The sequence below is a fragment of the Bacillus sp. PK3-037 genome, from assembly GCF_054161355.1.
The window spans coordinates 3,928,998-3,952,500 of sequence record NZ_CP096408.1 but is presented as its reverse complement, the minus strand read 5'-3'; the positions used below and the strand labels follow the sequence as shown (position 1 = coordinate 3,952,500).

Sequence of the window (23,503 nt, the reverse complement as noted above, 5' to 3'; positions counted from 1 at the left end):
TAATCAAGGAAGAAAGTTTGATGTGATCTTTGACGCGATCGGCAATCAGCTTGATTGGGCCTATCCGTTAATAGACAAGGGAGGAAGGCTTGTGCAGATGGGGTTTGTTGATACGTATGAAATGAAAATCAGGCCTTTTCAATTGCTTTCTAACGGGGTTACGAGCGTCGGAACCGGCGTGACTCGGCAGATCATGGAGGCCGCGGTTTCATGCGCTGTAGATATGCCACAGCTTTCTGAGCTCATTACGGAAAAAACGCCGCTGGATCTGCCATCCAAAAGTTGATGGGCATAGACCCGGCATCAATGTTCAAGCAGTTAAAACCATTCTTGTTTCTGATCCTGATATGATGTATCATGGCAAATGGCTTAAATATGTTGAGCCATTTTTTTCTTCAGCATTTGACCTTGCACATTGGATTAAAATTTATTATGATACTCTTTGTATAATAACTCCTTACCTCAATACACTATACTCAACGTTTCCCCTTTTTCTCCGAAAGTTTTTCTTTTCATTTTCTTCCGTAAAATAATTAAGCTCCCAATACAACAGAAACGGTGCGGATTTATTTTTAAAAAGGAGTCGTTATATTTGAATAGTTTTACATTAAAACAGCAGTGGTTCGGTAATATCCGAAAAGATATTCTTGCTGGTATATTGGTGGCGTTAGCCTTAATACCCGAAGCGATTGGTTTTTCTATTATTGCCGGCGTTGATCCAATGGTTGGTCTTTATGCTTCATTTTGTATTGCCATTATTATTTCTATTTTTGGCGGAAGACCGGGGATGATTTCGGCTGCGACTGGTTCGATGGCGGTTGTGATGGTGTCGCTGGTTGCCGATTACGGGCTTCAGTATTTATTTGCGGCCACCATTTTGACAGGTGTTATTCAGGTGATTTTAGGTATCAGTAAAATTGCGAGATTAATGAAATTCATTCCTCGTTCTGTAATGATCGGGTTTGTGAATGCGCTGGCGATTCTGATCTTTTCTGCGCAGCTGCCTCAATTTGAAGCTGCATCTTGGAGCATGTATGCGATGCTTGCCGGATCATTGGTTATTATTTATGTACTGCCGAGGTTCACGACTGCGGTGCCATCTCCGCTTGTCGCAATTATTGTGATGACGATTATTGCGGTCACATTCCATGTGGATGTGCGGACGGTTGGAGATATGGGCAATATCTCTAGTTCATTGCCTCATTTTTTAATACCTGATGTTCCGTTTACCTTCGAAACGCTCAAAATTATTTTTCCTTATTCCATTGCTTTGGCGTTTGTCGGTTTGCTTGAATCTTTGCTGACAGCACAGATTATTGATGAAATGACGGATACGGACAGTGATAAAAATAAAGAGAGCCGCGGACAGGGTATCGCGAATATCGTCACTGGATTTTTTGGCGGTATGGCGGGCTGCGCTATGATCGGACAATCTGTTATTAATACAAAAGCAGGCGGCCGCGGACGGTTATCAGCCTTTGTTGCCGGTGCTTTTCTTATGTTTTTAATTGCCGTTTTGAGTCATGTTGTTGTAAACATTCCGATGGCTGCGTTAGTGGCTGTTATGGTTATGGTATCTGTCGGCACATTTGATTGGTCTTCTTTAAAAGGCTTGAAAAAAGCGCCGATTACAGATTCAATTGTAATGGTTGTGACGGTGATTACGGTTGTCGTGACGGATGACTTATCGAAAGGCGTATTCGTCGGTGTTCTGTTAAGTGCCGTATTCTTCGTAGCCAAAATCTCGAAGCTGAAAATCGTTTCTCATGCAGAAGATCAAAAGCTGAGAACGTATCAAGTGAAGGGACAGATCTTTTTTGCGTCAGTAACTGATCTTACGAATGCGTTTATCTATCAAGAGGATATCGAGCGAGTTGTCATTGACTTAACCGATGCTCACGTATGGGATGATTCAGGAGCGGCTGCGCTTGATAAAGTTGTTGCGAAGTTTAAAGAGCAAGGAATTGAAGCTGAATTAAAGGGGCTGAACAATGCAAGTAAAGCCCTTATGAAACAGATGGCATAAAAGTATGAAAGTCCAGATTGATGAGATCTGGACTTTTTTATATAACATATGGTTGAACAGCATTGATATAATAGATAGAAAGAAATTTTTAATAGGGGACTTGTATATGATGCTTCAGAAGCTGAACCGTGTATTGGGGAAAGTCATGCCGCTTTTGACACCGACTAGTGTTGTGCTTGGCGTGCTGCTGTCTCAGTTTTTAAATGGATATGAAAGCGCAGTGCCTTGGATATTTGCTTTTATTACGTTTGCGGGCAGCATGAGCGCGAACTTTCAGTCTTTAAGACACGCCTTGGCGCATCCTCTTCCTATGATTCTTGCATTATTTGTTCTTCATATTTTTATGCCGCTTTTCGCCTGGGGCAGCGGACATCTCATATTTCAAGGTGATCCATTAACGATCACCGGTTTGACATTAGCTGTTGTCATCCCTACAGGAATTACGAGCTTGATTTGGGCTGCAATGTACAAAGGAAATGTCGGTTTGACGCTTTCTATCATATTGATTGATACCGTGCTGTCGCCGTTAATCGTTCCGCTGAGTCTTTCTGTGCTGGCCGGTGCCCAGGTTCACATGGATATCTGGGGAATGATGAAGGGTCTGATTGTGATGGTAGTGATTCCTTCATTCCTGGGCATGCTGTTTAATCAGATGTCATCTCCAGAAAGAACCGCGGCGTTGAGCAGTACGCTGTCTCCCTTTTCAAAGCTGTGCCTGATGGCCGTGATTGCAATTAACAGCTCTGCGATAGCTCCTTATTTCAAAGCGATTGATTTAAGATTTTTAGGGATTGCTATCACTGTTTTTTGTATCGCGTTAACCGGGTATGCTGCGGCGTGGCTTATCGGAAAAATGATGAAAAGACGGCAGGAGGAAATTGTCTCTCTTATTTTTACGGGAGGCATGAGGAATATCAGTGCAGGCGCTGTTCTTGCCGTCACTTTCTTCCCGTCTCAGGTGGCTGTTCCGGTTGTGATTGGCATGCTGTTTCAGCAAATCCTGGCTGCCTTGTTCGGCTATATGCTGAACCGTTTCGAATTAAAACCCGTCTTGCAGAAGGCATGAAAAAACCGCTCATATGTTGGAGCGGTTTTTTCCGTATAGCCATTCCAGCGCATTGATAAATTGTTTGCAGAAATGCTTGTGGTGGTGCACCGCCCCTTTTTCAATGACGAGGCACAGCTGACTCTGAGTGAATCCTTTTTCTTTTAGGCTCTCGTGCACGTTTTTTGTTTTTTGTAGCATCGTCTGCTGAGTCGATTGTTTTCCGGCGCCTTCTTCACTGCCGACAGACATAAAAATACGCGTTGAACCCGGTCTTACAGAGGAAGTATAGATCGTTTCTGCTGCGTTCTCGTACCAGTATGAGCTTGAGAGAGATCCTATTTTTCCAAATAATGATGAATGTCTCAGAAAGGCGAACATTGAGATGAGGCCGCCTAATGAGGCGCCGATCATACCTCTGGATTGTGCCCTTCTGGAGACATTCCAGTTTTCTTCCACAACCGGAATGAGCCGGTTTGTTATTTCAGAAAGATAGTCAGCCCCCTTACCGCCGAAGTCTGGAAACTGATCGGTGAGTGATGCGGCGGGCCAAGGAGTATACTCGTCGAGCCGGTTTTTAGGCTTTACGCCGATCAGCACAAGCTCAGGCACGCTGTTTTGATGAAACCTGTTTTCTATCCGTTCTAGTTGATCTTGAAACAAAGAACCGCCATCCTGTACGTAAACAGAAGGAAATGCCCTGCTGTCCGTACTGTAGGAAGGAGGAAGATACAGCTTGAACTTCCTGTCGCCCGCCTTATGCTCTGATAAAGATCCGTTCAAACGCTCTCCCCCTTTTTTTGTTTGAAAAGCAGGTATAAGAAATACGGGACACCGAGTATCGCTAAAATAATGCCTGCTGGCACTTCTGCGGGCTGGAAAAACAGTTTCCCGGCAAAATCCGCGCTCAATAAAAGCAGCATGCCGATCAAGCCGCTCAAAGGCAAAATATAGCGGTGTTCGACGCCGGCCAATCTCCGGGAAATATGAGGCGCGATTAAGCCGACAAATGCCATGCTTCCCGCCACAGAGACACAGGCGCTAATGATGGCGACACAAGCGACGAGCAGAATGGTTTTTTCTTTATTTGACGAAATGCCAAGGCTTCTGACCGTGTCTTCGTCAAAGCGGATGGTATCGAGCAAACGAGATTTGGCCAGAAGAATAGGAATAAACAGCAGCATCCACGGAAGAACCGCTGTGATATATGTCCAGTTTGCCGACCAGATGCTGCCGTTTTTCCATACCATGGCCATTTCATAATCTTGCGGGTCCATTTTTAATGATAAAAACAAAGACAACGCGCTGAAGCCTGAATTAATCGCGATTCCTACCAGAATAATTCTGCCTGAATCTAAATTGCCTCTGTTCCAAGCGAATATGTAAATCATGACTGCGGCAGCCAGTCCGCCGATCAGGCCGAAAAACGGCATTCCCATTGCCGCGACAATCGAAGTTACTTCTTTCTGGCCTTGGAACAACAGCATAAACGCCACAATACCTGCCCCTGCTCCGGCATTGATGCCCAATATTCCCGGGTCTGCAAGGCCGTTTCGTGTGATGGCCTGTATGACAGCTCCTGCTATGCCGAGTCCGAGTCCGATAATGGCTGCCATGACAATCCGCGGCAGTCTTAAGTCGAACAGCAAAACTTCATACTGCGGATTGGGATTGATCTGAAAAAGAGTGGAGAGCAGCTCTGTCGGACGAACTGAAAATGATCCGCTGGTCATGCTGAAATAGCTGACGATGAGAATCAATACGATGAACACTGCATATTTTTTAGCCATTTTGCTCTCCTCCTTTTCGTTTGATCAAATAAAGGAAGAAAGGAACGCCGATAATAGAAGTCACAACCTCAATCGGTGTTTCAAATGGATAATTGATAAATCTGCTGGCGAGATCGCACAGCGTTAAAAAGACGCCGCCCAAGATGCAGGAACAAGGAATCAGTCTGTTATAATCTGAGCCGACGAGAAATCTCGTGATATGCGGAACGACTAAACCGACAAACGCGATTTTTCCGGAAAGCGCTACAGCACTTCCGGTTAAAATGATGACAGAGATCATTGCCATGATTTTGATCGTTTTTTTCTTTTGGCCCAAACTCTTAGAAATATCGTCGCCTAGTGATACAGCGGTCACCTTTTTGCTGAGAGAAACAGCTATGACGATACCCGCCAGGAAAAATGGAACGGCAAGCTTTAGAAAGTCGGGGCTCATTTGATGAAGTCTGGCGCTGTACCAGAAACTCAGATCCTGTGAAATTTGAAAATAGATCGATATGGCAGCCGCTAAACTATTAAGCAGCATGCTTGTGACTGTGCCAATGATGGCTAGCTGTACGGGCGTAAACCCGTTAGGCAGCATTGTTGCCAGGCCGAATACCAATGCGGCTCCAAATGCGGAGCCGATAAAAGAGTAAATGATCATTTCAAGCGAAGATGATTGCGGGAGCAGAACCATACAAAGCGTGATGATAAACGCGGAACCATCTGAAACACCCATAATTGAGGGCGATGCCAAATAATTGCGTGTGATGCCTTGCATGAGCGCTCCAGATACAGCAAGGGCTGCCCCAATGAGCAGAGCGCCGGCAGCCCTTGGAATCCGGGAATGCCATATGATTTGATGGTCTGTGTTTCCCGGATCAAAATGAAAAAGTGATGCAAAGACAATATCAGCATTAAGCTGCTTTGCGCCATAGAGGACGGAAAGCAGCAATGATAATGCAATAGCAAATGGAGAAGTAATCAAAATGATACGTGTCCACTGTTTTGAATACATACAAAAACCTACTCTAATTTAGTCTTGTGTTAATTTTTCAGATGCCGCTTTCAGGAAGCGGACTTTGCTCCAAGCCGTACCGCCTTGTGCAAGAGGATCAACTGAATTGACGTACACATGATCTTCTTTGACTGCTGTGAGGCTTTTCCAGATTGGATTTTTCTCTAAATCTTTTAATGCATCGGGTTTATCCGCATTTTCATCATCAGAAAATTGGACGAAAATGTGGTCAGGATTCATTTCACTGAGTTTTTCTAATGAAATCAGCTCTTGCGCTTTTGCGGCTTTGACTTCATTCGGCGCTTTAAGGCCTAAGTCGCCATAAAGAGTTGAGTTGAAGTACACTTGTTCAGGATAAATGTAAATATTTCCTTGTCTGATTCTGATGACAAGCGTTTTTGAATCTTTTGCTTGTTTACTGATTTTCGTTTTTGTTTCTTTTAGATCCTGTTCATAGTCTGCAATGATTTTTTTCGCTTTTTTCTCTTTTCCAGTCAACTGGGCAAGCAGCATCATATTTTCCTTCCAGTTTGATGAGATGTGAGAAACCGGAATGGTAGTGCCGGCCGTACTTATTTTTTGCAGGGTTTTTTCAGGGAACTTTGTAGATGCCAGGATCACGTCTGGCTGCATCTCAAGAATTTTTTCAATGTTTGGTTCCATTTTTTCCCCTGTAGGTGTTGCTTTATCTGTGATGTCCTTGAACATTTCAGGGAATTTTCCGGAGAATGAGATTGCACCCTGCGGATGAACGTCCAGCAGTTTTGCGTCTTCCATGGATTCAACGCTTCCCGTAATGGCAATCTTATCTGTCGGTACGTTTACTTCGTACGTTTTATCCAAATACTCGATTTTCTTTTTCTCGGACTTTGTGCCGTTCGCTTTGCTCGCAGAGGATTCTTCTTTGCTGCCGCAAGCTGCCGCCGTGAGTGCGAGAAGCAAGATTAATAAGGTAAGAGAGAGCTTTTTCATCTATAGTGCCTCCTGTTCAATTGATAACTATTATCAATTGGAATTATAGAGAATGAACAGACATAACACCATGGACAAATTCCATATTTATCATGGACTATCACCGGATAGCATAGAAATGGTTTGCTGAACAATCCGCTCATGTCCGCAAGCCGAGTACTCATTCCATGGGTCTGAAGAGAGGTGATACACACGTCCATTCCGCACTGCGCTTAGGTTTTGCCATATTTCCGACTGTTTTAATTGCTGATAATAAGCAATGGTTTCCGGCTCTTTAAAAAGAAAGAGCATGATACAGTCAGCTTGGCAATTTGTGATGTCTTCTAATGAAATCGCTTGTTCTGAAGGCGTGTCAGCCGGTTTGAATCCTAAATCTTCAAAGAAAACTTCGCGGACGCTGCGATTATGCGCCATATAAAAGCGCTGCTTATGCAGACGAAGAAAGAGATAACGAAACTCTTGAGCGTGCAGCAATGTCATTTTAGCGGCAGAAATCTGCTTGTCATAGGCTGCGAGCCACTTTTCAGCCTCCGATTCTTCCTTTAAAAACGAGGCGGTGTGCAGAAAGTGAGCTCTCCAGTTTTCTTCTGCAGGAAGGTAACATACTTCTGCAATGCTGTTCAGGCGCTTTTGCTCTTCTGAAGAGACAGAATCCATGCTGAAAATGATATCGGGTTCAGCTTGGGACAACGTCTGCAGGTTTTCCTCCCACTTTTCATTAAACCGATATGCGCTGAGCTGTACTGGAATATCTGCTGAATAATGCTGATAATAGTAAGCCGTCCATTTTGGATGGAGTGCGGCTGCAAATGGGATGTGATGGAGAGGAATGAGCTGCCCCATTGTTCCCTTTCCATAGGCGGCTAGTTTTTGCCTGCGTTTTTTCATATAGATTGTAGGTGAAGAGCCTGTGTGCTTTTTAAAGATTCTGCTGAAATAAAATTCATCTTGATAGCCGGTTTGATGGGCGATTTCTTTCAGTTTACAGTTGGATCTTGCCATAAGCCGCTTTGCTCGGGTAATCCGAGTTTTTGTAATGAATTCTGTTACGCTCTGGCCAGTCCATTTTTTAAAGGTTTCGCTGTAATGCTTGGCGCTGATTCCTGCCATTTTTGAGAGCTGGGCAAGTGTAATTTTCGTATCGGCATGAGTTTCAATGTAATGTTTTGTTTTTTCAATCGCAGATTGTGTATCGTTTTGATCGGATACATGAGCTGTGAATAGATCATAAATCAGGCTCTGAACCTCTATCACACATTTTAATTGAGAAAGCTGAGCTGATTCTGTCCATATTTCTGCAAGTTCTTGAAGCCGGGCTGAAAGGTTTTCGATATGTGAAACATTCACAAGGTTTAGACTGGATAAATCAGTTTCAGTGCATGGTTTTAAGAGATCTTGCCGGGCTTCCGCTGTATAGCAGTGAAGTCTGATCAGACACATATCTATATTTCTCTCTTCTGCAGGTATAATGCCGAAAGTCTCATGAGGCGGACAAACATACAGTGTCTTTTTTTGGAGAGGAGCGGTTCTCGTTCCGATAGAAATATGTCCATCACCTTTTAAATGAAAGATCAGCACGAATGAGTCGGCCAATTGCTGTTCTGAGAAGAGATCACTCGTTTTCTTCATATATTCAATTTGTACCGGATGATAAATCATTGAGTTTTGCAAGGAGAAGACCACCTTTTCAGAAACGCTCGCTTAAATGATAATCATTTTCAATAAGATTGTACCAAATAAATGAAAGTTTTCCTATATAAAGCGCGTTGTTTTTAGATTTAAAAAACCCTTGCCGCAATGTGCGGGCAAGGGAAAAAGACCATGCTTTTGTTGGGTAAGAAAATGTTACACGTGTAACATACCATTCTTAAGTCTTAATAAAGGAGATATTGTTTTCTGGTTTTATTGAATTGCTTCAGCTGTTTTTGATAGGTGTCAATGATTTCATCAATTGAAGCACCGTTCTCGATTTTCGTTCTAACCCAGCCGTTGCCTGCCAATTTATCAAATGAGCCAGACGCTAGGAATTGAAAATCATCAGGATAGAGGTCATGTATCATTTTAATAAGCGACAGTCCTGTTTTCACCGCTTCAAATCTTTCTCTGTCCGTAATATAGAGCTGCACGCCGTGGCAAAGAGTTCCTTGATGTTTAGAGAACGTTGGAGTGAAGGAGGAAGCTCTGAATGTAACGCCAGGCAGATCAAGACTGTTCATTTTATCTGCAAGCTCTGTGCTTTTGATAAAGGGAGCTCCGATCAACTCGAATGGCTTAGTCGTTCCCCGCCCTTCAGATATATTTGTTCCTTCAATTAACCCTGTTGCAGGGTATACAAATGTACTCTCTGCGGTTGGCATGTTCGGTGAAGGGAGGACGAATGGCAGTCTGGTTTCGTCAAAATCCATAGAGCGTTTCCATTGCTTCATTTTTACGACTGACATATCAGCATCAATATTAAATTCCTTGTTGAATAGTAAAGCCAATTCTCCAATGGTCATCCCGTGCTTTAACGGAATAGGATAGAGTCCGACAAAGGATGCGTACTCGGGCTCCAGCACTGGTCCTTCAACCTTTTTTCCGCCTTGGGGATTCGGGCGGTCCAGCACGATAAAAGGAATTCCGTTTTCTTTAGCGGCTTCCATTGCATATGCCATTGAATAAATGTACGTATAGTAACGAGTCCCGACGTCCTGGATGTCAAATAGAAGGACATCGACATTTTTCAGCATATCAGGAGTGGGTTTTTTCGTTTTTCCGTAAAGGCTGTATACGGGAACCCCGGTTTTTTCGTCAATGTAAGAGCCTACTTCGTCTCCTGCCTGAGCGTCGCCGCGAACGCCGTGCTCGGGCCCGAATAAAGCTGTCAGCTGAATATCGGGGTCTTCGTAAAGAATATCTACGCTGCTTTTAAGGGATGCACTCACACCTGTTGGATTTGTAATCAGCCCAACTCTTTTTCTCTTTAGCTGCTTTTTGTGTTGTGACAAGAGGATATCAATACCGGTCTGGACTTTAGGTTTTTTTGCTGTTTGTTTTTCTGAATCAGGCGAAGCTGAGGCGGCCGTTATTGTTCCGAACATCATAAGCCCTGCGAGAAGAACCCATACCGTTTTCTTCATATGCTCCTCCTTATTAAAGCGGTTTTCCCGTTTTGATGTTTACTCCATAGCCATACGGGTAAAGGATGTCTCCCGGTTTTGTGACGGATGGAATGTCGACTGGCAGCGTGCCCTTTGGCTTTGATTGTCCGAAGATCACTTTAACGCCGGCCGGAATATTCGGCTGAAGATAACGCCCGTTTGCATACCCTTTAAAACCATAGACGGCAATCAAAGCTCTTGCTTCTTCGAAATTGGCGGCATCATATGGATTGCGCAGACTCATTAAGACAAATTGCTTTTTGTGCTGCAGTGCGGCATTCATGACAGCTCTCGGAAAAGCGGTGGCCCATTTGCTTGAATCTGTTACCGTGTCGTCGATGACACCGTCGTTGACGACAGGGTCATTTTTTACAACGTAAGAGCCTGTAATAATATAATCAGCTTCTTTTACTTGTTTTTCATCCTCAGCATTAAATACCTTTTCTGCAAAGTTCATTTTGTTAAGGGAAACAGATTTGATTTTTTTTCGCTGCATTAAATCGTGAATGGATTTTTCAATGGATGCTGTTTGTTCCTCGTAAGGTGCGGCAATTAAGATTCGGCTGCCTTTTTTGGGTTTGAAAGGCAAGGTATGCTGATCATTTTTTAATACTGTCACTGCCTTTTCAGCGATTTTTTGCTCTGTCTTCGTATGGTGCCTGCTTCCCACTGTTTTGAACGCTTTCTTCACCTTTTTATCTATGCTGCTGTCATGCTGAGCGGGGTAAATACCGCGCTTTATTTTCAGGGAAATGATTCTTTCCACCGATTTGTTGATTTGCTGTAAGGGAATGTCTTCATTTTTAACGGCTTCTTTTAAGGAGTCAATCACGCTTGCCAACTTTTGTTCATCTTTTAAAGATGTAACTGAGACAGGCATTAACGCGATATCAACACCGGCCTTTATGGCCATGACGACGGCCTCTTCCTGACCGAAATGATCTGCTATGGCTTTCATATTGAGAGCATCAGTGACGATTATACCGCCAAATCCCATTTCCTCCCGAAGCAGCCCGGTCATTACTTTCTTTGAAAGTGTAGCGGGAACCATAATATCTGATCCATCAAGCTTGCTTTTATATGTGGTGTCGTCAAAGGCTGGGAATTGAACATGAGCTGTCATCACCATATCTGCTCCGGCATCAATCGCTTTTTGAAAAGGGTAGAGTTCAACCTCACGAAGCCGTTTCTGGTTATGAGAGACGAGCGGCAGTCCATAATGGCTGTCAACGTCAGTGTCTCCATGTCCCGGGAAATGTTTAAGAGCAGAGGCGATATTTTGCCGTTGCAAACCTTTCATAGAATATAAACCGAGTCGTGCTGTCAGTTCACGATCAGAACTGAATGATCTCACACCGATCACGGGATTATCAGGGTTATTATTAATGTCCAAGACCGGGCTGAAATCTGTATTGATGCCTAAGACAGAAAGCTCTTTTCCAATCATGCTGCCGGTCTGATAGGCATTGATTCTGCTTCTTGTTGCGCCAAGCGCCATATTGCCTGGGAAATTAGTGCCCTCCCCTAATCTTGTCACGATCCCGCCTTCTTGATCAATGCTGAGTAAGAGCGGAATCTTGGGGCTGGCCTTTTGATATGCGTCTGTCAGCCGTACCGTTTGTTCAGTTGTTTTTACATTTTCTGCAAATAGTATGACGCCGCCGAATTGATATTTCTTGATGAGGCCAGCGACTTCCTCATTCATTTTTGTGAAGGCTTGCGGAGAAGACTCACCTTCCTTTTTCCAGTTTCTGAAATCCGGCATCAGCATCTGGCCAAGTTTTTCATCTAACGTCATACGATCAACGATCTGTTTGGCATCTTCTGAGCTGCGAGGTTTTGCTTCAGCTGTCTGACTGACGCCGAGAAAACATGAAAGAAAAAGGACGGTGGAAAGGATAAGCGAAATGACAGGTTTCATAACAACTTCCTCCTATCGTCGATTATTTCATTGCTTCATAAATCGCGGTAATGACGCTTCCGTAACTGCCTGTTGAAAATTGGTCACCCTCAAACACGTTCGGATTTTCCGCTGGATCAGCGACAGGTGAATGCTTTTTATTTGTTAACAAAGCGATGCCTAAATTGTATGCCGGATCAATGATGGTAACCGTTCCTGTCCAGCCAGTATGTCCGTACGCATTTTCGCTTGCATAAGGGCCAAACATCCATTCCATGTTTTTACTGCCGTTTCGCCGCCATCCAAGGCCAAACGTCGGATCTGTTGCTGATGGCGCCGTAAAAAGGTCAGCTGTTTTCTGATCGAATAATGAAACGTTTCGGTACGTTCCTTTGTTTAACATGACTTGAAGCAGAATCGCCATATCCTCAGCGTTTGAAAACAGTCCGGCGTGGCCCGAAACGCCTTCCATCGAATAGAAGGCTTTTTCGTCATGTACTTCTCCTTGCAGCGTGTCTGTGCGGATATGAGGAAAATGGATAACACCGTCTCGTGTATTGCCCATACGTTCAGTGGCCGCGAACTGTTTTGCTTTAAAGCCCTTTTGCAGCGGATTGTACAACGTATGTTTCAGCTTCAGCGGTTTGTAGAGCTCTTGTTCCGTATAGACATCAAGCGGTTTGCCGGTGAGTTTTTCGACAATACAGCCGAGAAGCATGTATCCAATGTCACTGTATACGTGTTTTGTTCCTGTTTCATAATCCAGCGGGATTTTCATCAAGTATTCAATGGTTTTCTCCCGCTCCTGAGAATAATACATTCCGGCTTTTTCCGGGCTGTAAAAGTAGAAGCTGGATGGAAGCCCTGATTGGTGCTGCAGGACATCAATGACACGAATGTTATCTTTCCCTTTGATGCGATCTGCAGGCTGATCCTTGAAATCAGGCAAATAAGCAGATACCTTTTCATAAACGTCGAGTTTGCCTTGGCTGACTAAGCGCTGTAAAGCAAAATTGGCCGCATATATTTTTGTATTTGATGCCAAGTCAAACATCGTGCGGGTTTTCATTTTTGCCGGACGGCGCAAGAGTTCAGCCCCGTCATATTTTTTACTGTAGCCGTATGCTTCTTTTTTGATCATACGTCCGTCCTTCACGACGACTAGAACGGCGCCGGGGAATCCTGCTGCAATGTCCTGTTCAATCACCTGATCAACCTTCCTTAGTTTCTTCGGCGAAAACTGTGCAGTTTCTGGATTTATTGTTTTCGGCTCAACCTGGTTGTCTGCTTGATGGAGGGCGGTTTGTGCGAAGGCTTCGTTCGGCGTCAGAATGGACACGGTTAAAATAGCGCTGAGTAATGCTAATGTCTTCGTTCTCACAAGCTTGCTCCTTTCCGTGTTTCTATGCCGTTACTATTCCTAAAACGTCATCATTTAATCGAACTGGGCAGCCATTTCATCTTTATATCCGAAAGCGTAGGTCAATAAAAAGCCGGCCGCATAGGAAATAAAGAGACCAATGATATATAAGATGATTTGAGAAGGCAGAACCAGAAAAGAGAGCGGCAATCCTGAGACACCGATCGCAACTGTGGCTACCTGAAAATAAGCTTGAAAAGCTCCGCCGATCCCCGACCCTAAGCATGCTGTCAAAAACGGACGGCCAAGCGGCAGCGTGACACCGAATATAAGAGGTTCACCGATGCCGAGCAGTCCTGAAGGAAGACCCCCTGTGATCGCTTTTCTCAGTGTTTTTTTCTTTGTTTTAACGAAGATGGCGAAGGCTGCGCCCACTTGTCCTGCGCCTCCCATGGCAAGGATAGGGAGAAGCGGATCATCACCGATCGAATTGATAAGTTCCATGTGCACCGGCGTCAGGCCTTGATGTAGCCCGGTGACAACGAGAGGGAGGAAGGTCGCGCCCAGAATAAAGCCTGCAGCGATTCCGCCGATGTCTAAGATGGACAGAAGACCGGATGTGATGACATCTGAAATGAACCCGCCTAAAGGCATGAAAACGATATACGTCAATATTCCAGTGATCAAAAGTGAAACAGTTGGAGTTACGATAATATCGAGTGATTGAGGAATAAAGCGGCGGACGAATTGTTCTGTGTAAGCAATGAATATAGCTGCGAATAGAACGCCGATGAGGCCTCCCCTGCCGGGAAGAAGCTGTTCTCCGAATAAGCTGATCTTTGCGATTTCCGGGTTAATGATCAGAATCCCTGCCAGAGCGCCGAGAGCGGGCGTCCCGCCAAATTCTTTTGACGCGTTAATGCCGACGAGAATGCCGAGATAAGTGAACAGGCCTGATCCGATGACTGTGAGGACAATAGCTGTTTGTGATTCTGCAGAGAGCCAGCCGGCTTGGATTATCGCTTTGGTAATCCCGGTAATTAAGCCTGAAGCGACGAGTGCGGGAATGAGAGGTATGAAGATGCTGGCTATTTTACGTAGAAAAAGCTTAAATGGAGTGGCGTTCTTACGATTGATATCGGATTTCTTTTTGGCGGCGGCCTCTTTTAGATTAAAATCTTCTGATGATACCAGCTTCGAAAAAGCAGCGGTGACATGATTAACGACACCAGTGCCGAGGATAATTTGCAGGGTTTCAGCTTCGACGACTCCAAGGACGCCATCAAGTTCTCTTAACGCCTTACTATCCGTTTTGCTGACATCGTAAGGCGTAATGCGCAAGCGGGTCATGCAATGCGTATAGGAAGAAATATTGGATTCCCCCCCGCATAGCTCAAGGATTTTTTCCGCCAGAGTATTGTAGTGTTTTTCTTTGCTCATACAAACCCCTCCCTTTCAAGGTGCCTTATGTCTTTCTCATAGATTTGATTGCTTCGCTCGTTTTATCAATGCAGCCGACCGTTTCTTCATACTGCTCGGCCGCCATGCTGAAAAACAAAACATCAATCATAAAAAGCTGGGCGAGACGGGAGGAAGTGGCTGCGCTTCGAATCAGGGCCTCGTTGGAATGGGCTGTATATAAAGAAACGTCGGCTAATGCAGAGACGGAGGTTTGGCTGAATTGGGTGAGGCTGATGATTGTGATGCCTTTTTCCTTCGCCATCGAAAGCAGCTCGATGATTTCCTGTGTCTCACCTGAAAATGAAATGGCAAATACAATGTCTTTTTTATCTGCATTTGCGATTAAAGATGCCACAAGATGAGTGTCCGTGAAAGCAGTCGCCTGTTTATGAATTCGAAGCCATTTTTGCTGAGCGTCCTTGGCGACAATTCCCGAGGCGCCCAGACCGAAAAAATGTACAGTGTTCGCTTGAAGCAGCAGAGAAACAGCGCGCTCAAGCTCTTGAAAATCCATGAGATCTGAGGTGTCTTGAATTGCTTGAATGGCATTGCCGGCTGCTTTTTCAGAGATGGAAGGCAGCGATTCATGATGAGCGATGTCCCGGTAGCCTTGAACAGCAGGCTTTGCCAGATCGCCCGCTACCCTCATTTTTAAATCCTGAAATCCTTTTAGTCCCAGTGACTTGCAGAGCCTGATAACGGCAGCGTCACTTGAATTAGCTAAGGCGCTGATTTCGCTGACTGTGCTTTCTATCGCTTTGTGGGGGTGGGCTAATATGTAGTCCGCAAGCTTACGCTCTGATTGTGGCAACTTGTGTTTCATTGATTGAATGATAGCTAACCCGCCTGTCGCCATTACTGTCTCTCCTTATCATGAATGGTAGTTTTCAATTGCTTTGTCTATAAAACCGTTCGCTTCATCAAGCAATGTTTTCGCTTTGTTTTGATCTGTGCTGGTTTTGAGCATAACAATTGCTGTTTTGACATGAAGATTCGCCTGTTCAAGTGTGTATTGCGCTTTCTCATAAGAAACGTCTGTGAGGCTTTGAATGATGCTGATGGCGCGTTCTTTTAGTTTTTTGTTGCTGACATTGACATCCACCATCAAGTTTTCGTAGACCTTGCCGATTTTGACCATTACAGCGGTGGATATCATGTTTAGAATCATTTTATGAGCGGTTGCGGCTTTCATACGTGTCGAGCCTGTAATGACTTCTGGCCCGACGACGACCTCAATGCTGTGATCAGCGTGTTTGCTGATGGCAGATTGACTGTTACAGGTAAGGGAGACGGTGTTTGCTCCGATTTTGCGGGCGTATTTCAGCGCACCCGCTGCATAAGGCGTACGGCCGCTTGCTGCAATCGCGATCACTGTATCGGCTGAGGTGAGATGGATGGATCGTAAATCCTCGGCACCTGCTTCTTCATGATCTTCAATTCCCTCAGCCGCCTGCAAAAATGCGTTGGGACCGCCTGCCATTAATCCGATTACCTGATCAGGACTGACGCTGTAGGTCGGAGGACATTCAACTGCGTCCATCACACCGAGTCGGCCGCTAGTGCCTGCACCTGCGTAAATGAGCCGTCCGCCATTTTGAAAGGATTCATACGCGCATTCGACGGCTGCTTCTATATCGGGAAGGACACGCTGAACGGCGGCAGCGACTTTGATATCTTCATTGTTAATCATTTTTAAGATATCGAGGGTGTTTGCTTTGTGTATTTCCGATGTTTGGCTATTGCGTGATTCCGTGGTAAGGCTGTGAAGATTCAATTGTTCTGACATGAGGAAGCCCCCTGTGTAAAAATATATCTTAATATTCAGTATATTCATTTCTGTCATGATATTTCAACTATCATTTTTAATTTTTGAAACTTTATTTCAAAAGAGGCTATAGGAAATAATGAAGTATCAGCTGTTCGCCAAGCGGCCCGATTTTTCGGCGCCCTTTATCAAGAAATCCTGTTTTCATATATAGCTGCTTTGCACGGGTGTTCAGGTGATTGACGGCTAAAATGATTTCATCGCACCATGGGAAATACCCTTTAACAAAAGAGGGAAGCTGAAGCATGGCTTTTTTCGCATAGCCTTGTCCGTGGTGGGCAGAGTTTAATGATAAGGAACTGAGCAATAAAGCAAATGGATTGTTGGAATAGGGAGCAATGGTTTCTTTTGACGTATGCAGAATGAAAAAGCCTATTGGCAGATCACCTTTTAAGATGACAACCGGATAGCGCTCCTGAATGCTTAGGGCCTGGGTCAGCACCTCTTTTGGGAGAGCGGTAAAGCGTTTGTCATCATTGTGTAAAGTAAATGCGTGAAGCTCCGGCAAATGCTCAGGCTTATAGAAGGATAAAGAGATATCTTGCGTCATGATGAGCCTCCTTATAATATGTCGTCTAACTGGTTTTCAGAAATTACACGGTACCCTGCTTGTTTTAATAGCGCGGCGGTTACTCCGTTTCCAGCGATTTTTTTGCCTGAAAATGAGCCATTATAGATGAAATTGCTTCCGCATGATGGGCTGTTTTCTTTCAATATGACGGCAGAGGCGTTGATTTCTTTTGCATAGGCCAATGTTTGGGCCGCGCCCTTCATATATAAATCTGTTACATCTTCTCCTGAAGACGTTATGATTTTCGCGGCTCCATTAAGAACATCCTCACCAGTGCCTCCGATGATTTCTGCTGGTTCCCGGGGAGTGGAGAACCCGCCGAGAAGCTCAGGGCAAGCCATCACTGCTTGTTTTTCTTCAATCAGTTTTCGGATTTTCTCTGATGCGGCATGCGAACCGTTGTATCTGCATTCAATACCGCCGAGGCAAGAGCTGACTAGTATCATATTGGTATCTCCTCTCTTAATTCGATCTATATCTATCTTAAAATAAATGATAAATGGTAGGAGGCTTTTTCAGTTAAAAAAGGGGTAAAAAAGTTTGAAAATAAAAAATTTAAATTTCCTCTTTACAAAAGGGGGGTAACCTGTATATAATAACTTTTGTCAGCTCGACGAGAACACAAACGGCCCGTTGGTCAAGCGGTTAAGACACCGCCCTTTCACGGCGGTAACACGGGTTCGAATCCCGTACGGGTCACCATTTGGAGGATTAGCTCAGCTGGGAGAGCATCTGCCTTACAAGCAGAGGGTCGGCGGTTCGAGCCCGTCATCCTCCACCATCTTGCCGGTGTAGCTCAATTGGTAGAGCAACTGACTTGTAATCAGTAGGTTGGGGGTTCAAGTCCTCTTGCCGGCACTGTTTTTCTTAAAAATATGGAGGGGTAGCGAAGTGGCTAAACGCGGCGGACTGTAAATCCGCTCCCTCAGGGTTCGGCAGTTCGAATCTGCCCCCCTCCACCATCATTGGGCTATAGCCAAGCGGTAAGGCAACGGACTTTGACTCCGTCATGCGTTGGTTCGAATCCAGCTAGCCCAGTCACAGACACCTTTGATCAAAAGGTGTCTTTTTTCTTTTTGAAAAATCATTCCAATTTCTAACTGTTCAGTCTGTATAATAATTTTAAAAATATGTTAAGGTAGTTTATTCACAAATTGCCATCTACACCCTGCCAAAAATTTGTTAAACTTATTTTATAAAAAAATTGAAACCTTTAGAAACGAAGCTCGTATACATACAGACCGGTGAAGGCAGAGGTTAGATAAATATGGAAATGATGATTAAAAAGAGAATTAAGCAAGTCAAAAAAGGCGATCAAAATGCATTTGCGGACATCGTAGATATTTACAAGGATAAAATTTATCAGCTTTGCTACCGTATGCTTGGCAATGTGCATGAGGCGGAAGATATCGCACAAGAGGCTTTCATCAGAGCGTACGTCAATATCGACAGTTTTGATATCAACCGGAAATTTTCAACTTGGCTTTATCGAATTGCGACCAACTTGACCATTGACCGCATTCGCAAAAAGAAGCCGGATTATTACCTCGATGCAGAAGTGGCGGGTACAGAAGGCTTGACGATGTATTCCCAAATCGCCGCAGATGGAGTGTTGCCTGAAGATGCAGTCGTATCGCTGGAGCTTTCACACACGATTCAGCGGAAAATATTAAAGCTTCCTGACAAATACAGAACTGTCATTGTATTAAAGTATATTGATGAACTCTCATTAATTGAAATCGGCGAGATTCTGAACATTCCTGTGGGGACTGTAAAAACGCGGATTCACAGAGGCAGAGAGGCTCTTAGAAAACAATTAAGGGATCTTTAAGTGGGGTGATGAAATGAGCTGTCCTGAACAAATTGTGCAGCTTATGCATATGCATCTTGATGGAGATATCCTTCCGAAAGATGAACAAGTATTAAAAGAACATCTGGAGGCATGCGAGGAATGCAGAAAGCATTTTTATGAGATGGAAAAATCCATTGCGCTCGTCCGGAGCACATCGCATGTCGAAGCCCCCGCCGATTTTACCGCTAACGTCATGGCAAAATTGCCTAAGGAGAAGAAAAGAGCTTCTGTGAAAAGATGGTTCAGATCCCATCCGGTTATCGCGGCTGCTGCGGTATTCATCATTTTGATGGGCGGCGGATTGTTAAACAGCTGGCACAATGACCACAACTTCAGCGTGTCGAAGCAGCCGAATCTGGTCGTGCAAAACAACACTGTGATCGTGCCAGAAGGTGAGACGGTCAAAGGTGATGTCACCGTCAAAAACGGCAAGCTGATTATTAAAGGGAAAATAGACGGGGATGTAACCGTTGTAAACGGAGAAAAGTATATGGCCTCTGCTGGACAAGTCACCGGTCAAATTGAGGAGATTAATCAATTATTCGACTGGACATGGTATAAAATGAAGTCTGCGGGGAAAAGTGTATTCAATGCATTAGACCCGAACGGAGAAGAGTAAAGCGTGTGGCGCGCTTTACTCTTTTTTAGGTTCTCAAACGGCTGGCATATTTCACTTGCCAAAATGAAATGTGGTATAATGGGCTCGCTATGTAAAGTACATATGCGTAACACATTAAACTTCAAAATACGAAATGACTGAATTCTTGGAGGACGAGGAAATGGCTTTTGAGGATATCCCTTTTTTGCAGTACCTCGGCAATGCCGTTGATATTCTCCTTGTTTGGTATGTGATATATAAACTGATTATGGTGATACGCGGCACGAAGGCGGTTCAGCTCTTAAAAGGAATCGTTGTGATCGTGCTTGTCCGTATGGCCAGTCAATATTTGGGCCTCAGCACGCTTCAGTGGCTGATGGACCAAGCGATAACATGGGGATTTTTAGCAATTATTATTATCTTTCAGCCTGAGCTGAGAAGAGCGCTTGAACAGCTTGGACGGGGCCGCTTCTTCTCGAGGAGCGGCACGCCGGTTGAGGAAGCGCAGCAGAAAACAATTGAGGCTATAACGAAAGCGATCAATTATATGGCGAAACGCCGGATCGGCGCCCTTTTAACCATTGAGCGGGATACTGGAATGGGGGATTATATTGAGACCGGCATACCACTGAATGCCAAAGTCAGCTCTGAACTGCTGATCAATATTTTTATTCCAAACACCCCGCTTCATGACGGTGCGGTGATTATGAAGAATAATGAAATTGCCGCTGCCGCCTGTTATTTGCCGCTTTCTGAAAGCCCGTTCATTTCAAAAGAACTGGGAACGCGGCACAGAGCGGCTGTCGGAATCAGTGAAGTTACAGACAGTTTGACGATTATCGTGTCTGAAGAGACCGGCGGCGTCAGTGTGGCGAGGAATGGCGACCTTCACAGAGAGCTGACGGAAGAAGCGCTGAAAGAAATGCTTGAAGCAGAGTTTAAGAAAAACACCAGAGACACTTCTTCTAACCGCTGGTATTGGAGGGGCAAGAAAAATGGATAAATTCTTAAACAACCGCTGGGCTGTGAAAATCATTGCGCTGCTTTTCGCGCTCTTGCTTTATGTAGCGGTTAACAGCAACCAAGCACCAACTCCGAAAAAACCAGGTGAATCATTTTTCCCGACATCTACAACTGATGAGGCAACACTGACTGATATACCGGTTAAAGCATATTACGATGATGAAAATTATGTCGTGACAGGCGTTCCGCAAACGGTGAATGTCACGATAAAAGGTCCGACAAGCGCCGTGAAGAAGGCGAGGCAGACAAAGAATTTTGAGATATACGCGGATATGGAGAAGCTGAAAACCGGCACACATAAGGTTGAGCTTAAAGCCAAAAACGTGTCGGAGGGGCTGACGATATCCATTAATCCGTCCGTGACGACCGTCACCATTCAAGAACGCACGACAGAAAGCTTTCCTGTTGAAGTGGAGTACTACAACAAAAGCAAGATGAAAAAAGGCTATTCTCCGGAGCAGCCGATTGTCAGTCCTAAAAATGTACAGATTACCGGTTCTAAAGCTGTGATTGATAATATTTCTCTTGTGAAAGCTTCAGTAAACCTGGAAAATGCAGATGAAACGATTGAAAAGGAAGCGAAAGTGACTGTCTATGATAAAGACGGAAACGCGCTTCCTGTCGATGTGGAGCCCTCGGTCATCAAAATTACCGTTCCGGTGACAAGTCCGAGTAAAAAAGTGCCCTTTAAAATTGAGCGGACAGGAAGCCTTCCTGACGGGGTCAGCATAGCGAATATCGAATCAAGTCCCAGTGAGGTGACGGTTTACGGCTCGCAGGATGTCTTGGATTCTCTTGAATTTATAGATGGTGTCAGCTTAGATTTAAGCAAAATCAAAAAGGATTCTGATATCGAGGCAGATATTCCGCTTCCTGACGGCGTCAAAAAAATTTCGCCGTCAAAGGTGACGTTGCATATAGAAGTAGATAGTGAAGCGGATCAGACGTTTGAGAATATCCCTATTAAGACTGTAGGGCTGAGCAGCTCTCAGAACATTGAATTTCTGGATCCGGAATCACAAACGATAAATGTTACGGCCAAAGGCTCTCCCGGCAACATAAAAAAATTGCAGAAATCAGACATAGAATTGTATGTGAATGTATCTGATTTAGATGACGGAGAGCACAGTGTGAAGCTTGAAGTAAACGGGCCTCAAAATGTAACCTGGTCCTTGGGGCAGAAAAACGCAAAAATCAAGCTTACGTCTAAAAAAACGAATACGACAACAAAAGATAAAAGCAATACGACGTCAGGGAACCAGGATGACACTGATGACAAGACGAATGACAAAGAGAATAATCAGCGAGAAGATACAACGAACAGCGATAAAAACAATGATGATCAAAATCAAGACAAAAACCAAGACCAAAATCAGGATCAGGATGAAGATGAATCAAATTCAGGTTCACAATCTTCATCAGAATAAAAAAGGAGCGATTATAAAATGGGCAAGTATTTTGGAACAGATGGTGTAAGAGGTGTTGCCAACAGCGAGCTTACGCCTGAGCTGGCCTTTAAAGTCGGACGTTTCGGCGGGTATGTGCTGACAAAAGATAAACAACGTCCAAAAGTGCTGATAGGCCGCGATACACGCATCTCCGGCCATATGCTGGAGGGAGCCCTTGTCGCCGGACTTTTATCAATTGGCGCAGAAGTCATGCGTCTGGGAGTCATTTCTACACCTGGTGTTTCCTATTTAACAAAAGCGATGGATGCAGAGGCGGGCGTCATGATTTCTGCTTCTCATAACCCAGTGCAGGATAACGGAATCAAGTTCTTTGGAGGAGACGGATTTAAGCTTTCTGATGAACAGGAGGCTGAAATTGAGCGTCTGATGGATGAACCGGAGGATAAGCTGCCAAGACCGGTTGGAGCTGACCTGGGACTTGTAAACGACTATTTTGAAGGCGGCCAAAAGTACCTGCAATTTTTAAAACAGACTGCCGACGAAGATTTTACAGGCATTCATGTTGCGCTTGACTGCGCACACGGAGCGACGTCATCGCTTGCGACACACTTGTTTGCCGATTTAGACGCAGACGTGTCGACTATGGGAACTTCTCCGAACGGATTAAACATCAATGACGGAGTCGGATCGACTCATCCTGAAGCGCTTAGTGCGTTTGTAAAAGAGAAAAATGCTGATATCGGTCTTGCGTTCGATGGTGACGGCGACCGTCTGATCGCAGTCGACGAAAAAGGAAATATCGTTGACGGCGACCAAATTATGTACATATGCTCAAAATACCTGAAATTAGAGGGCCGCTTAAAGGATGATACGGTTGTTTCCACAGTCATGAGCAACCTCGGTTTCTATAAAGCGCTTGAAAAAGAAGGGATAAAGAGCGTGCAGACGGCTGTCGGCGACCGCTACGTGGTAGAGGCGATGAAAAAAGACGGCTACAATGTCGGCGGAGAACAGTCCGGCCACTTAATTTTCCTTGATTACAACACAACAGGGGACGGATTATTATCCGCCATTATGCTGATGAATACATTAAAAGCGACAGGCAAGCCGCTGTCAGAGCTTGCGGCTGAAATGCAGAAGTTTCCGCAGCTTTTAGTTAATGTGAGAGTAACTGATAAATATAAAGTCGAAGAAAACGAAAAAGTAAAAGCCGTTATTTCTGAGGTTGAAAAAGAAATGAACGGCGACGGCCGGATTTTAGTGCGCCCATCTGGCACTGAACCGCTCGTTCGTGTGATGGCTGAAGCGAAGACGAAAGAACTGTGTGATGAATATGTTAATCGCATTGTTGAAGTCGTCCGGTCAGAAATGGGATTAGAGTAACGAAATCTATAAACAGAGAGCGAACAAGACAAGTGCGACTCACATATAATAATTGTGATACAGGCGGCAAAGTTGTTTAAAAAACAATTGACCATTCTTGGCACATGCTGTAAAATCAAGCTTGTCTTGTTCTTGTTTTCTAGAGGCAGGA

20 protein-coding genes, 5 tRNA genes and 1 pseudogene (1 of these 26 running past the window's edge) are annotated in these 23,503 nt (G+C 44.6%); 13 read left to right on the top strand and 13 right to left on the bottom strand.

Translation table 11 applies throughout. The annotated features are described in order from the left end of the window. The 3 genes and pseudogenes from M1D69_RS20265 to M1D69_RS20255 all read left to right on the top strand — a co-directional run. Nucleotides 1-353: pseudogene (locus tag M1D69_RS20265) on the top strand (zinc-dependent alcohol dehydrogenase); its annotated part reaches 68 nt to the left of the window's first position; the annotation flags it as partial. 239 nt (nt 354-592) lie between these two features. Further along, nucleotides 593-2,026 carry a SulP family inorganic anion transporter gene (locus M1D69_RS20260; RefSeq protein ID WP_458105040.1) on the top strand — a complete coding sequence of 478 codons (1,434 nt, stop codon included), beginning with the start codon at nt 593-595 and terminating at the stop codon, nt 2,024-2,026. 145 nt (nt 2,027-2,171) lie between these two features. Further along, a complete protein-coding gene (locus tag M1D69_RS20255) occupies nt 2,172-3,092 on the top strand; it encodes a bile acid:sodium symporter family protein (RefSeq protein WP_458106095.1) in 921 nt (306 codons plus the stop codon). Nucleotides 3,093-3,101: 9 nt separating this feature from the next. Here M1D69_RS20255 and M1D69_RS20250 read toward each other — a convergent pair whose 3' ends face one another. The 13 genes from M1D69_RS20250 to M1D69_RS20190 form a co-directional block, all read right to left on the bottom strand. After that, entirely contained in the window at nt 3,102-3,854 is a 753-nt protein-coding gene (locus tag M1D69_RS20250; protein WP_458105041.1) for an alpha/beta hydrolase, read from the bottom strand. Further along, entirely contained in the window at nt 3,851-4,861 is a 1,011-nt protein-coding gene (gene feuC / locus M1D69_RS20245) for an iron ABC transporter permease FeuC (RefSeq protein ID WP_458105042.1), read from the bottom strand. The genes M1D69_RS20250 and feuC overlap by 4 nt, the downstream gene beginning before the upstream one ends. Further along, nucleotides 4,854-5,858, bottom strand: coding sequence for a FecCD family ABC transporter permease (locus M1D69_RS20240; RefSeq protein ID WP_458105043.1), 1,005 nt, complete (start codon nt 5,856-5,858; stop codon nt 4,854-4,856). The genes feuC and M1D69_RS20240 overlap by 8 nt, the downstream gene beginning before the upstream one ends. 18 nt (nt 5,859-5,876) lie before the next feature. Then, entirely contained in the window at nt 5,877-6,830 is a 954-nt protein-coding gene (gene feuA / locus M1D69_RS20235; protein ID WP_059334369.1) for an iron ABC transporter substrate-binding protein FeuA, read from the bottom strand. Between the two features lie 90 nt (nt 6,831-6,920). Further along, nucleotides 6,921-8,501 (bottom strand): bacillibactin transport transcriptional regulator Btr, encoded by a 1,581-nt coding sequence (gene btr / locus M1D69_RS20230; RefSeq protein WP_458105044.1) that lies wholly within the window; start codon nt 8,499-8,501, stop codon nt 6,921-6,923. Between the two features lie 203 nt (nt 8,502-8,704). Beyond that, nucleotides 8,705-9,949 (bottom strand): exo-beta-N-acetylmuramidase NamZ family protein, encoded by a 1,245-nt coding sequence (locus tag M1D69_RS20225; protein ID WP_458105045.1) that lies wholly within the window; start codon nt 9,947-9,949, stop codon nt 8,705-8,707. A 13-nt stretch (nt 9,950-9,962) separates the two neighbouring features. Then, nucleotides 9,963-11,891, bottom strand: coding sequence for a glycoside hydrolase family 3 protein (locus M1D69_RS20220; protein ID WP_458105046.1), 1,929 nt, complete (start codon nt 11,889-11,891; stop codon nt 9,963-9,965). A 22-nt stretch (nt 11,892-11,913) separates the two neighbouring features. Continuing rightward, nucleotides 11,914-13,251: a penicillin binding protein PBP4B gene (pbp4b, locus tag M1D69_RS20215; RefSeq protein ID WP_458105047.1), complete on the bottom strand. Its 1,338-nt coding sequence runs from the start codon at nt 13,249-13,251 to the stop codon at nt 11,914-11,916. A gap of 54 nt (nt 13,252-13,305) precedes the next feature. Further along, nucleotides 13,306-14,670 carry a PTS transporter subunit EIIC gene (locus M1D69_RS20210; protein WP_458105048.1) on the bottom strand — a complete coding sequence of 455 codons (1,365 nt, stop codon included), beginning with the start codon at nt 14,668-14,670 and terminating at the stop codon, nt 13,306-13,308. A 25-nt stretch (nt 14,671-14,695) separates the two neighbouring features. Beyond that, a complete protein-coding gene (locus tag M1D69_RS20205; protein WP_458105049.1) occupies nt 14,696-15,547 on the bottom strand; it encodes a MurR/RpiR family transcriptional regulator in 852 nt (283 codons plus the stop codon). 15 nt (nt 15,548-15,562) lie between these two features. Further along, complete coding sequence (gene murQ / locus M1D69_RS20200; RefSeq protein ID WP_101860239.1) at nt 15,563-16,477, bottom strand: N-acetylmuramic acid 6-phosphate etherase; 915 nt, start codon at nt 16,475-16,477, stop codon at nt 15,563-15,565. A 106-nt stretch (nt 16,478-16,583) separates the two neighbouring features. After that, a complete protein-coding gene (locus M1D69_RS20195; protein ID WP_458105050.1) occupies nt 16,584-17,066 on the bottom strand; it encodes a GNAT family N-acetyltransferase in 483 nt (160 codons plus the stop codon). Nucleotides 17,067-17,077: 11 nt separating this feature from the next. Continuing rightward, the gene (locus tag M1D69_RS20190; protein WP_105991847.1) at nt 17,078-17,533 is read right to left on the bottom strand and encodes a 2-thiouracil desulfurase family protein; all 456 of its coding nucleotides are present in this window, start codon (nt 17,531-17,533) and stop codon (nt 17,078-17,080) included. A gap of 181 nt (nt 17,534-17,714) precedes the next feature. Between M1D69_RS20190 and M1D69_RS20185 the strand changes: the two genes are divergently transcribed. From M1D69_RS20185 to glmM, 10 genes are all read left to right on the top strand, one after another. Continuing rightward, a tRNA-Glu gene (locus tag M1D69_RS20185) sits at nt 17,715-17,789 on the top strand. A gap of 3 nt (nt 17,790-17,792) precedes the next feature. Beyond that, nucleotides 17,793-17,868 (top strand) — tRNA-Val (locus M1D69_RS20180). A gap of 4 nt (nt 17,869-17,872) precedes the next feature. After that, nucleotides 17,873-17,945 (top strand) — tRNA-Thr (locus M1D69_RS20175). A gap of 19 nt (nt 17,946-17,964) precedes the next feature. Beyond that, a tRNA-Tyr gene (locus tag M1D69_RS20170) sits at nt 17,965-18,049 on the top strand. A 4-nt stretch (nt 18,050-18,053) separates the two neighbouring features. Next, nucleotides 18,054-18,125, top strand: a tRNA-Gln gene (locus tag M1D69_RS20165). Between the two features lie 229 nt (nt 18,126-18,354). Next, nucleotides 18,355-18,918 carry an RNA polymerase sigma factor SigW gene (sigW, locus tag M1D69_RS20160; RefSeq protein ID WP_458105051.1) on the top strand — a complete coding sequence of 188 codons (564 nt, stop codon included), beginning with the start codon at nt 18,355-18,357 and terminating at the stop codon, nt 18,916-18,918. Between the two features lie 13 nt (nt 18,919-18,931). Continuing rightward, on the top strand, nt 18,932-19,558 hold the full coding sequence (gene rsiW / locus M1D69_RS20155) for an anti-sigma-W factor RsiW (protein ID WP_059292084.1): 627 nt from the start codon (nt 18,932-18,934) through the stop codon (nt 19,556-19,558). 160 nt (nt 19,559-19,718) lie between these two features. After that, entirely contained in the window at nt 19,719-20,540 is an 822-nt protein-coding gene (cdaA, locus tag M1D69_RS20150) for a diadenylate cyclase CdaA (RefSeq protein WP_042975593.1), read from the top strand. Then, nucleotides 20,533-21,987 carry a CdaR family protein gene (locus tag M1D69_RS20145; protein WP_458105052.1) on the top strand — a complete coding sequence of 485 codons (1,455 nt, stop codon included), beginning with the start codon at nt 20,533-20,535 and terminating at the stop codon, nt 21,985-21,987. The genes cdaA and M1D69_RS20145 overlap by 8 nt, the downstream gene beginning before the upstream one ends. An 18-nt stretch (nt 21,988-22,005) precedes the next feature. After that, complete coding sequence (glmM, locus tag M1D69_RS20140) at nt 22,006-23,352, top strand: phosphoglucosamine mutase (protein ID WP_458105053.1); 1,347 nt, start codon at nt 22,006-22,008, stop codon at nt 23,350-23,352. Nucleotides 23,353-23,503 lie beyond the last annotated feature (151 nt).

Bases quoted from the DNA above. Each gene is read 5' to 3' on its own strand.
- M1D69_RS20190 (WP_105991847.1), bottom strand. From the start codon at position 17,533: ATGATACTAGTCAGCTCTTGCCTCGGCGGTATTGAATGCAGATACAAC.
- glmM (WP_458105053.1), top strand. From the start codon at position 22,006: ATGGGCAAGTATTTTGGAACAGATGGTGTAAGAGGTGTTGCCAACAGC.
- M1D69_RS20210 (WP_458105048.1), bottom strand. From the start codon at position 14,670: ATGAGCAAAGAAAAACACTACAATACTCTGGCGGAAAAAATCCTTGAG.
- murQ (WP_101860239.1), bottom strand. From the start codon at position 16,477: ATGTCAGAACAATTGAATCTTCACAGCCTTACCACGGAATCACGCAAT.
- sigW (WP_458105051.1), top strand. From the start codon at position 18,355: ATGGAAATGATGATTAAAAAGAGAATTAAGCAAGTCAAAAAAGGCGAT.
- feuC (WP_458105042.1), bottom strand. From the start codon at position 4,861: ATGGCTAAAAAATATGCAGTGTTCATCGTATTGATTCTCATCGTCAGC.
- M1D69_RS20240 (WP_458105043.1), bottom strand. From the start codon at position 5,858: ATGTATTCAAAACAGTGGACACGTATCATTTTGATTACTTCTCCATTT.
- feuA (WP_059334369.1), bottom strand. From the start codon at position 6,830: ATGAAAAAGCTCTCTCTTACCTTATTAATCTTGCTTCTCGCACTCACG.
- M1D69_RS20255 (WP_458106095.1), top strand. From the start codon at position 2,172: ATGCCGCTTTTGACACCGACTAGTGTTGTGCTTGGCGTGCTGCTGTCT.
- M1D69_RS20195 (WP_458105050.1), bottom strand. From the start codon at position 17,066: ATGACGCAAGATATCTCTTTATCCTTCTATAAGCCTGAGCATTTGCCG.
- M1D69_RS20225 (WP_458105045.1), bottom strand. From the start codon at position 9,949: ATGAAGAAAACGGTATGGGTTCTTCTCGCAGGGCTTATGATGTTCGGA.
- cdaA (WP_042975593.1), top strand. From the start codon at position 19,719: ATGGCTTTTGAGGATATCCCTTTTTTGCAGTACCTCGGCAATGCCGTT.
- M1D69_RS20145 (WP_458105052.1), top strand. From the start codon at position 20,533: ATGGATAAATTCTTAAACAACCGCTGGGCTGTGAAAATCATTGCGCTG.
- M1D69_RS20220 (WP_458105046.1), bottom strand. From the start codon at position 11,891: ATGAAACCTGTCATTTCGCTTATCCTTTCCACCGTCCTTTTTCTTTCA.
- rsiW (WP_059292084.1), top strand. From the start codon at position 18,932: ATGAGCTGTCCTGAACAAATTGTGCAGCTTATGCATATGCATCTTGAT.
- M1D69_RS20205 (WP_458105049.1), bottom strand. From the start codon at position 15,547: ATGGCGACAGGCGGGTTAGCTATCATTCAATCAATGAAACACAAGTTG.